The sequence below is a fragment of the Streptomyces canarius genome (genome assembly GCF_014650735.1).
Classification (GTDB): Bacteria; Actinomycetota; Actinomycetes; order Streptomycetales; family Streptomycetaceae; genus Streptomyces; species Streptomyces olivaceoviridis.
In genome coordinates, this window is sequence record NZ_BMVN01000116.1 from 1 (window position 1) to 9,451 (window position 9,451).

2 protein-coding genes are annotated in these 9,451 nt (G+C 74.3%); both read left to right on the forward strand.

All coding sequences use genetic code 11. From position 1 onward, the window contains the following. The coding region (locus IE294_RS45635) for a type I polyketide synthase (protein WP_189895220.1) at positions 1–7,543 on the forward strand (7,543 nt) is incomplete at its 5' end. 13 nt (positions 7,544–7,556) lie between these two features. Continuing rightward, positions 7,557–9,451 (forward strand): type I polyketide synthase (locus IE294_RS45640; protein WP_189895221.1); only part of this gene is annotated, 1,895 nt, incomplete at its 3' end.

The window sequence follows — 9,451 nt, forward strand, 5'->3', positions numbered from 1 at the left end:
CGCGGCTGCCGTGGTGTCGGGTGCGTTGTCGTTGGAGGACGGTGCGCGGGTGGTGGCGCTGCGTTCGAGGGCGATCACCGCGCTGGCGGGCCGGGGCGGGATGGTCTCGGTTTCCCTCCCGGTGGAGCAGGTGCGTGATCTGCTGCCGGAGGGTGTGTCGGTGGCGGCGGTGAACGGGCCGTCGTCCGTGGTTGTCGCGGGTGACCCGGATGGTCTGGAGGAGGTTCTGGGCCGGGTGGAGCGGGCCCGGCGCATCCCGGTGGACTACGCCTCTCACTCCGCACAGGTGGAGGAGATCCGTGAGGAGATCCTGCGGGTGCTGAAGCAGATCTCCCCCCGGCCGGCCACGGTGCCGTTCTTCTCCACGGTGGACGCGGAATGGGTCACCGGGGAGGAACTCGACGCCGGGTACTGGTTCCGCAACCTGCGGCAGACGGTGCGGTTCGAGACCGGGATACGCGCCCTGACCGCCGAGGGCATGCACCACTTCGTGGAGGTCAGCCCGCACCTGGTCCTCACCACGGCGATCGAGGACGTATCCGGAGCCCTGGCCTTCGGATCCCTGCGCCGGGACCAGGGCGGCCCGGAGCGCTTCCTGCGCTCCATGGCCGAGGCGTACGTGCGTGGCCTGCCGGTACGGCCCGTGGTGCGTGGCGGGCGCCGGGTGGCGCTGCCGACGTACGCCTTCCAGCGCCGCCGGTTCTGGCTGCGGGACACCGCAAGCCACGCCGACGTCACGGGCGCCGGACTGGAGTCGCCCGGACACCCCCTGCTCGGCGCCGTGGTGGAGCTCGACGGGGACGGCTGTGTACTGACCGGCCGGCTGTCTCTGGACCGGGACGGCTGGCTGGGCGACCACGCGGTACTGGGTTCCGTCCTGCTGCCGGGCACGGCGCTGGTGGAACTCGCGGTGTCCGCCGGTCGCCGGGCCGGCTCCGGCCAGGTGGCGGAACTGACCCTGCGCACACCGCTGGTGGTGCCGGAGTCGGGCGGCGTCGCGGTGCGCGTCCAGGTCGGTCCCGAAGCCGGGGGCCGGCGGCAGGTGACCGTGTCCGCGCGTGACCACGGACAGTCGGACTGGACGTGCAACGCCGAGGGCGTACTGGTCGGCGAGGAGCCGCCGCAGGGAGAGGCTCTGCACGCCTGGCCGCCGCCGGGCGCCGACCCCGTCGACCTGACCGGCTTCTACGAGGACCGGGCAGCCGCCGGTGTCGACTACGGCCCGGCGTTCCAGGGTCTGCGGGCCGTCTGGCGCAGAGGGGACGACACCTTCGCCGAGGTCGAGCACGAGATCTCCGGGGAGGGCTTCGCCCTTCACCCGGCGCTGCTGGACGCGGCCCTGCAAGCGACGGCCCCGCGCGGAGGGGGCGAGGGCATCAGGCTGCCCTTCTCCTTCAGCGGTGTGCGCTTCGGTCGGTCCACCGGCCCTCGGCTGCGATGCCGTATCACCCCCGCCGGGAACGGAGCGGTGTCACTGCTGATCGCCGACGACTCCGGGACTCCGGTGGCCTCGATCGCCGCCTTGACGACCCGACCCGTCACCGGCGCCCTGCCTCGACCGGTGCCGCCCCCGCTCCTGCGGCCCTCCGCCACGGCCGTGCCGCCGGCGCCGGTCCCGGCCCGGCGGTGGGCCGTTCTGGGCGCGACGGACCCGGCGCTGGCCGGGGCCCTCGGCGCACGCTGGACGGTACCGGACGCCCGGTCCGCCGCGGACGTGGCTCCCGACGCGGTGGCCGTCCGCGTCCCGCACCGGACCGCCGACCCGGTCGGCGGTACCCATGACGCGGTGCACTGGGCTCTGGGCGTGGTCCAGGCGTGGCTGGCGGACGAACGGTTGCAGTCCGTGCCGCTCCTGTTCGTCGCGCGCCCCGGCGACCTGTCCGCCGCCGCGGTCGGCGGTCTGCTGCGGTCCGCACAGGCGGAGCACCCCGGACGCCTGCTGTGGGCCGAGTGTGCCGACGAGGACCTGATGAGGCTCCCGGCCGCCGTGGCAGCGGTGGAAGGGGCGGGCGAGTCGCATGTCGTCGTCGGCTCCGACCGGTCGTACGTGCCCCGACTGGTCCCGGCGCACGACGCCGGGCACGCGAAGGGGATCGATCCCGCGGGCACGGTGCTCATCACGGGCGCGGGCGGGCTTCTCGGCGGCCTGGTCGCCAGACACCTGGTCGCCAGGCACGGCGTGCGGCACCTCCTGCTCGTGGGCCGGCACGCGATCACCGGGTTCGACGATCTCGACGCGGAGGTCACGACGGCCGTCTGCGATGTCGCCGACCGGGAGGAGCTGGCCGCCGTCCTGGCGCGCGTCCCCCGGAACCGGCCGCTGAGCGCGGTCGTGCACGCGGCCGGAACCCTGGACGACGCGATCCTCACCTCGCTCACTCCCGATCGCGTCTCCGACGTTCTGCGGTCCAAGGTCGACGGCGCCTGGAACCTGCACACCCTGTGCGGCGAGGTACCGGCGTTCGTCATGTTCTCCTCGGCCGCCGGTGTCCTGGGCAGCCCGGGGCAGGCCAACTACGCGGCGGCGAACGCGTTCCTCGACGCCCTGGCACGGGAGCGCAGGGCCGGGGGCCGGTCCGGTCAGTCACTGGCCTGGGGATGGTGGGCCCCGCCCAGCGGCATGACCGGACACCTGGCGGAGGGCGACCTGGACCGGCTCGCCCGCGGCGGTCTCGCGCCGATGACGGCGGAGGAGGGACTGGCGCTGTTCGACGCCGCCCTGTCGAGCGACGAGCCCGTCCTGGTACCGATCCGTCTCGACCCCGCTGTCCTCACCGCGGACGGCACACCCCTGCTGCGCGAGCTCGTCCGCGTCCCCTCCCGGCGCCGTGCGCCGTCGCACCCCCCGTCCGACGGTGTCCTCCCCGACCGGCTGGCCCGCGCCACAGCGGCCGAGCGCCTGCGCCTGCTGACCGATCTCGTGCGCGTGCACGCCGCCGCCGTCCTCGGGCACCCGGACCCCGACCGCATCGTCGTGGAACGCTCCTTCCTCGACAGCGGCTTCGACTCGCTGACCGCCGTGGAACTGCGCAACCGCGTCGCCGCGGCGACGGGCCTGAGCCTGCCCCCGACCACGGTGTTCGACCATCCCACCCCACAGCTGCTCGCCGCGCACCTGGCCGAGCGGATCACCGGAACCGAGGGTGCGGCAGCGACCGCGCCGGTACGGGCCGACAGTGACGAACCGGTCGCGATCATCGGGATGTCCTGCCGGCTCCCGGGCGGCGTCACCACCCCCGCGGAGCTCTGGGAACTGCTCAGGGAGGGCCGCGACGCCGTGTCCGGCTTCCCTGCCGACCGGGGCTGGAACGTGGCGGAACTCTACGACCCGACCGGCCGACGCACCGGGTCCAGCGCCGTCCGTGAAGGCGGCTTCCTCTACGACGCGGCGGACTTCGACGCCGGTTTCTTCGGGCTCTCCCCGCGCGAGGCACACGCCATGGACCCGCAGCACCGGCTCCTGCTGGAGACCGGCTGGGAGACGTTCGAGAGCGCAGGCATCGACCCCCTGTCCGCCCGCGCCACCCGGACAGGCGTGTTCGTCGGGGTGATGCACCACGACTACGCGGCACGCTTCACCGTCATCCCGGACGGCTACGAGGGTTACCTCGGCAACGGCAACGCCGGCAGCCTCGCCTCCGGACGCCTGTCCTACACTTTCGGGCTCGAAGGCCCGGCGGTCACCGTCGACACCGCGTGCTCCTCGTCCCTGGTCGCGCTGCACCTGGCGGTGCAGGCGGTACGCCGCGGGGAGTGCACGCAGGCGCTGGCGGGCGGGGTGACGGTGATGGCCACGCCGAGCGCGTTCGTCGAGTTCTCGCGCCAGGGCGGCCTTTCCCCCGACGGCCGCTGCAAGTCGTTCGCCCAGCGGGCCGACGGCACCGGCTGGTCCGAGGGCGTCGGCATGCTCCTGGTGGAGCGGCTGTCGGACGCCGAGCGCCTGGGGCACCGGGTGCTGGCCGTGGTGCGCGGCTCGGCCGTCAACCAGGACGGCGCCTCCAACGGCCTGACGGCTCCGAACGGCCTCGCCCAGCAGCGGGTGATCCGTCAGGCGCTGGAAGACGCGGGACTCGTCGCGTCCGACGTGGACGTGGTCGAGGCCCATGGCACCGGCACCCGGCTCGGCGACCCGATCGAGGCGCAGGCGCTGCTGGCGACGTACGGACAGGGGCGTGAACGGCCCCTGCTGCTCGGCTCCTTGAAGTCGAACATCGGCCACGCCCAGGCTGCCGCCGGAGTGTCCGGTGTGATCAAGATGGTGCTCTCCATGCAGCACGGTGAAGTGCCGGCCTCGCTCCATGTGGACGAACCCACCTCGCAGGTGGACTGGGACAGCGGCGCCGTTCGCCTGGTCACCGAGCACGAGGCCTGGCCGGACGCGGGCCGCCCGCGCAGGGCCGGCGTGTCGTCGTTCGGGATCAGCGGCACCAACGCCCACCTCGTTCTGGAACAGGCCCCCGAGCCGGAGGCCGAGCCGGACCGGGCGCCCACCGCGCCGGGCCCCGTGCCGTGGCTTGTCTCGGCCCGGTCGGAAGCGGCCCTCCGCGCGCAGGCTCGCCGCCTGGCGCCGCACGCGCAGGGCCGCGACGCCGCCGACATGGCCCTCTCCCTCGCCACCACGCGCGCTGTCCTGCGCCACCGTGCGGTGATCGTCGCCGCGGCCGGAGAACACGGCCCGGCCCTGGAGGCGCTGGCCCGCGGAGAGACGCCGCAGGACACGGTCACGGGGACGGCCGTGACCGGTGGTCTCGCACTCCTGTTCACCGGGCAGGGCGCGCAACGGACCGGCATGGGGCGGGAACTCCACGCCGCGTACCCGGTGTTCGCCGAGGCGTTCGACGCGGTGACCGCCCGGCTCGGTGACGTGCCCCTGGACGACCAGGACGCCCTGGACCGTACGGTCCACGCCCAGCGTGGGATCTTCGCGTTCGAGGTGGCGCTCCACCGGCTGCTGGAGTCGTGGGGTGTCGAACCGGCCGCCGTGGCCGGGCACTCGGTGGGAGAGATCGCGGCGGCGCACGCGGCCGGTGTGCTCTCCCTGGATGACGCGTGCGTGCTGCTGGAGGCGCGGAGCCGGCTGATGCAGGAGACGGGCGGGCACGGCGCGATGGTCTCCGTCCGGGCCTCGGAGGCCGAGGTGGTGCGGGACCTGCCACCAAGTGTGTGCATCGCGGCGGTGAACGGGCCGCACTCCGTCGTCCTGTCCGGGGACGCGCAAGCCGTCGAGCGGTACGCGCAGCGTTGGCCGGAGCCGAAGCGACTGCGCGTCAGCCACGCGTTCCACTCGCACCACATGGACGGCATGCTCGACGCGTTCGCCGACGTGGTCCGGAGCCTGACCTTCTCCCCGCCCACGATCGTCATGCCAGGAGCGGTCGAGGACCCCGAGTACTGGGTGCGTCAGGTCCGTGAGCCCGTACGGTTCACGGACGCCCTGCGCCGTCTGGGCGACGCCGGAGCCACGACGTTCCTCGAAGTGGGCCCTGACGCCGCGCTCACCGCGCTCGGTCCCGAGACGCTTCCCAACGCCGCCTTCGTGGCGGTCGCGCACCGCCGTGACCCGAGGGAGCGGCACACGCTGCTGGACGCCCTCGCACGGCTGCACGTCAGGGGCGTCGCCGTGGACTGGGGCAGGATGTTCCCCGGCGCGCGCAAGCAGGAGCTGCCGCTCTACGCCTTCCAGCGGCAGCGGTACTGGCTCCCCGCGGCAGGCCCGTCGCCGCAGGACGGCTGGTGGTACCGGCCGGGTTGGGAGCCGCTGCCCGAGCCCGTGGCCCCGCGGCTGACCGGCACCTGGATCGTCGTGGCCGCGTCCGCCGACCACGACACCGCGGTGGACCGCGCCCTGGCCGCCCACGGCGCCGAGGTGCGCCGGGTGCACTCCCCGCAGGAGGTCCGCGGCACGCACCCGGCGGGCGTGCTGTCGTTGCCCACGCGGCGGAGCTCCACGGCCGAAGCACTCGCCGACACGCTGGCCCTGCTTCAGGCCGCCGCGGACGCGCCCCTGTGGTGTCTCACCCGGGCCGGTGTCGCGGTGCACGACACCGATGACGTCACCTCGCCGGAACAGGCCGCCGTGTGGGGACTGGGCCGGACCGCCGCGCTGGAGCACCCGCGCGGCTGGGGGGGTCTGGTCGACCTGCCGGCCGAGTTCGACGACAACGCGGCCCGACGACTGGCCGCCGTCCTCGCCGACGGTACGGAGGACCAGGTCGCCCTTCGCCGGGACGGGGCCTACGGACGCCGGCTGCGCCCGGCCGCGCCGGAAGGAGCCGCGTGGCAGCCGAGCGGCACGGTCCTGGTCACCGGCGGGACCGGCGCCCTGGGCGCGCACACCGCCCGCTGGCTCGCACGCAACGGCGCGGACCACCTTCTCCTGACCAGCCGCCGTGGCCCGGACGCCCCGGGCGCCCGTGCACTCGCCGCGGAACTGGAAGAGACCGGGGTCACCGTGACCCTCGCGGCGTGCGACGTGGCCGACCGCGACGCGCTGCGCCGTCTGCTGGCGGACCACCCGGCCGACGCGGTCGTGCACACGGCGGGCGCCGCGGACCACACCGTCCTGGCCGAACTCACCCCGGAGCGGCTCGAAGAGGTCCTCCGGGCCAAGGTCGACGGCGCGCGCAACCTGCACGAACTGTGCGGTGACGTCTCGGCGTTCGTGCTGTACTCCTCCATGTCCGGCACGGTCGGCAGCGCGGGCCTGGGCGCCTACGCGGCGGCCAACGCCTGGCTGGACGCCCTCGCCCGGCAGCGCCGTGCCCAGGGCCTGCCCGCCACGTCCCTCGCCTGGGGGCCGTGGGCCGGGGACGGCATGTCGGCGGGAGAGAGCGGGACACGCAACGAGCGTCTCGGCCTGCCGCCGATGGACCCCGCACGCGCCGTGGAGGTGCTGGCGGCGGCGGTGGGCGGAGACCACGTCTGCACCATGGTGGCCGACGTCCGATGGGACACCTATGCCGCCGGGTTCACCGTGCACCGCCCCAGCCCCCTGCTCGCCGGCTTCACTGCGGACCGCTCCCCGTCCCCCGGTGGCTCCGCGTGGCTGCGGCGCGCGAGCGGGCTCCCGCCGGCCGAACGGGGACCGGCCCTGCTGACCCTGGCGCGCACCGAGGCCGCCCTGATCCTCGGGCATGCCGGGCCGGAGGCGGTCCCCGCCGGGACGGCCTTCCGCGAGTTGGGGTTCGACTCCCTGGCCGCCGTGCAGCTGAGAGACCGGCTGAACGCCGCCACGGGGCTCCGGCTGCCCGCGGCGGTGATCTTCGACCACCCCACTCCGGGCGAGCTGGCGGAGCACCTGCGGCTCGCCCTGTTCCCCGAACACCCTCAGGCATCGGCCGAGGCGGGAGAGGAGGCGCGGCTGAGAGCGCTGCTCGCCGGCATCCCGCTCGAACGCCTGCGCACTTCCGGGCTGCTGGACTCCCTGATCGCGCTGGCCACGGACGACGCACCGGCTGCCGCCCCGTCCGGGCCGGCGGAATCCGACATCGACTCCCTGTCCCCAGAGGACCTGCTCCGCCGGGTCTTCGGCCCGACCCCGTGAAGGACTGACCCCCATGCGCACCGAATCCCCGGGCCGGTTCGTCGAGGCTCTTCGTGAGTCGATCAAACAGAACGAACAGCTCAAAGCCCGTAACCAGGAGCTGTCCGCGGCATGGCACGAGCCCGTCGCCATCGTGAGCATGGCCTGCCGGTACCCGGGCGGGGTCACCTCGCCGGAGCAACTGTGGGAGGTCGTCCGGGACGGCCGGGACGTCATGTCCGACTTCCCCGACGACCGTGGCTGGGACCTGTCCGCCCTGTACGACCCCGATCCGGACGCGCCCGGCACCAGCTACGTGCGTACCGGCGGCTTCCTCGACGGCATGGCCGACTTCGACGCCGGCTTCTTCGGGATCTCGCCGCGTGAGGCGCTGGCGATGGACCCCCAGCAGCGGCTGCTGCTGGAGGTCTCCTGGGAGGCGCTGGAGCGTGCGGGTATCCGTCCGGACACCTTGCGCGGCACCCACGTGGGCGTGTTCGTCGGCTCGAACGGCCAGGACTACGGCCTGCTCGTCCACGGGGCCGAAGGGCTGGACGGCCACGCCGCGGGCGGCGTTTCCGCGAGCGTCCTGTCCGGACGTGTCGCTTACGCGCTCGGGCTCACCGGCCCCGCCCTGACGGTCGACACGGCCTGCTCCTCCTCCCTGGTCGGCCTCCATCTGGCGGTGCAGGCACTGCGGCACGGCGACTGCTCGCTGGCGCTCGTCGGCGGGGCCGCCGTCATGGCGACGCCCGGGCCTTTCGTGGAGTTCAGCCGACAGCGCGTGCTCGCGCAGGACGGCAGGTGCAAGGCGTTCGCGGCGGCGGCCGACGGCACCGGCTGGTCCGAGGGGGCGGGCATGCTGCTGGTCGAGCGGCTGTCGGACGCCCGGCGCAACGGCCACCAGGTGCTCGCCGTGGTGCGCGGCAGCGCGGTGAACCAGGACGGCGCCTCCAACGGCCTGACCGCACCCCACGGTCCCGCCCAGGAACGGGTGATCCGGAAGGCGCTTCAGGCGGCGGGCCTGCGTCCTTCCGACATCGACCTGGTCGAGGCACACGGAACCGGCACCGCGCTGGGCGACCCGATCGAGGCGCGCGCCCTGCTGGCGACGTACGGCCAGGACAGGGACGAGCCGGTGTGGCTGGGATCGCTGAAGTCCAACCTCGGGCACACGCAGGCCGCGGCCGGGGTGGGCAGCGTCATCAAGACCGTCATGGCCATGCGCAACGGCCTGATGCCGCGGACCCTGCACGTGGACGCGCCCACCCCGCACGTCGACTGGTCCTCGGGGGCGGTCCGGCTGCTGACCGAAGCACAGCCCTGGCGGGACGGACCACGACGGGCGGGTGTGTCGTCCTTCGGGATGAGCGGCACCAACGCGCACGTGGTGCTGGAAACGGTCTCGGAGGGCGAACCCGCGTCCGCCCCCACGTCCGGGCCCGCGCCGGCGCCGCAGCCGGCGTCTTCGGTGCTGCCCTGGGTGCTCTCCGCGCGCGGCGACGCGGCGCTGGCCGAACAGGCCCGGCGCCTCGCCGTGTTCGCCGCCGGCCGGGACCTGCGCGACGTGGGCTTCTCCCTCGCGACGACGCGCGCCGAGCTGGAGCACCGTGCGGTGGTCGTCGGCGCCACCGAGGAGGAACTGCGCGACGGACTGCTAGCGCTCGCCGAGGGCGGTACCGCTGCGCATCTCGTGGTGGGTACGGAGGCGGCGGCACCGCGCCGGACGGTGTTCGTGTTCCCGGGTCAGGGGTCGCAGTGGGCGGGGATGGGGGTGGAGCTGCTGGAGTCGTCGCCGGTGTTCGCGGGGCGCCTCGCGGAGTGTGAGCGTGCTCTGGCTCCGTATGTGGACTGGTCGTTGACCGGGGTGCTGCGATCCGGTGACTACGAGCGGGTGGACCGTGTGCAGCCGGTGCTGTGGGCGGTGAT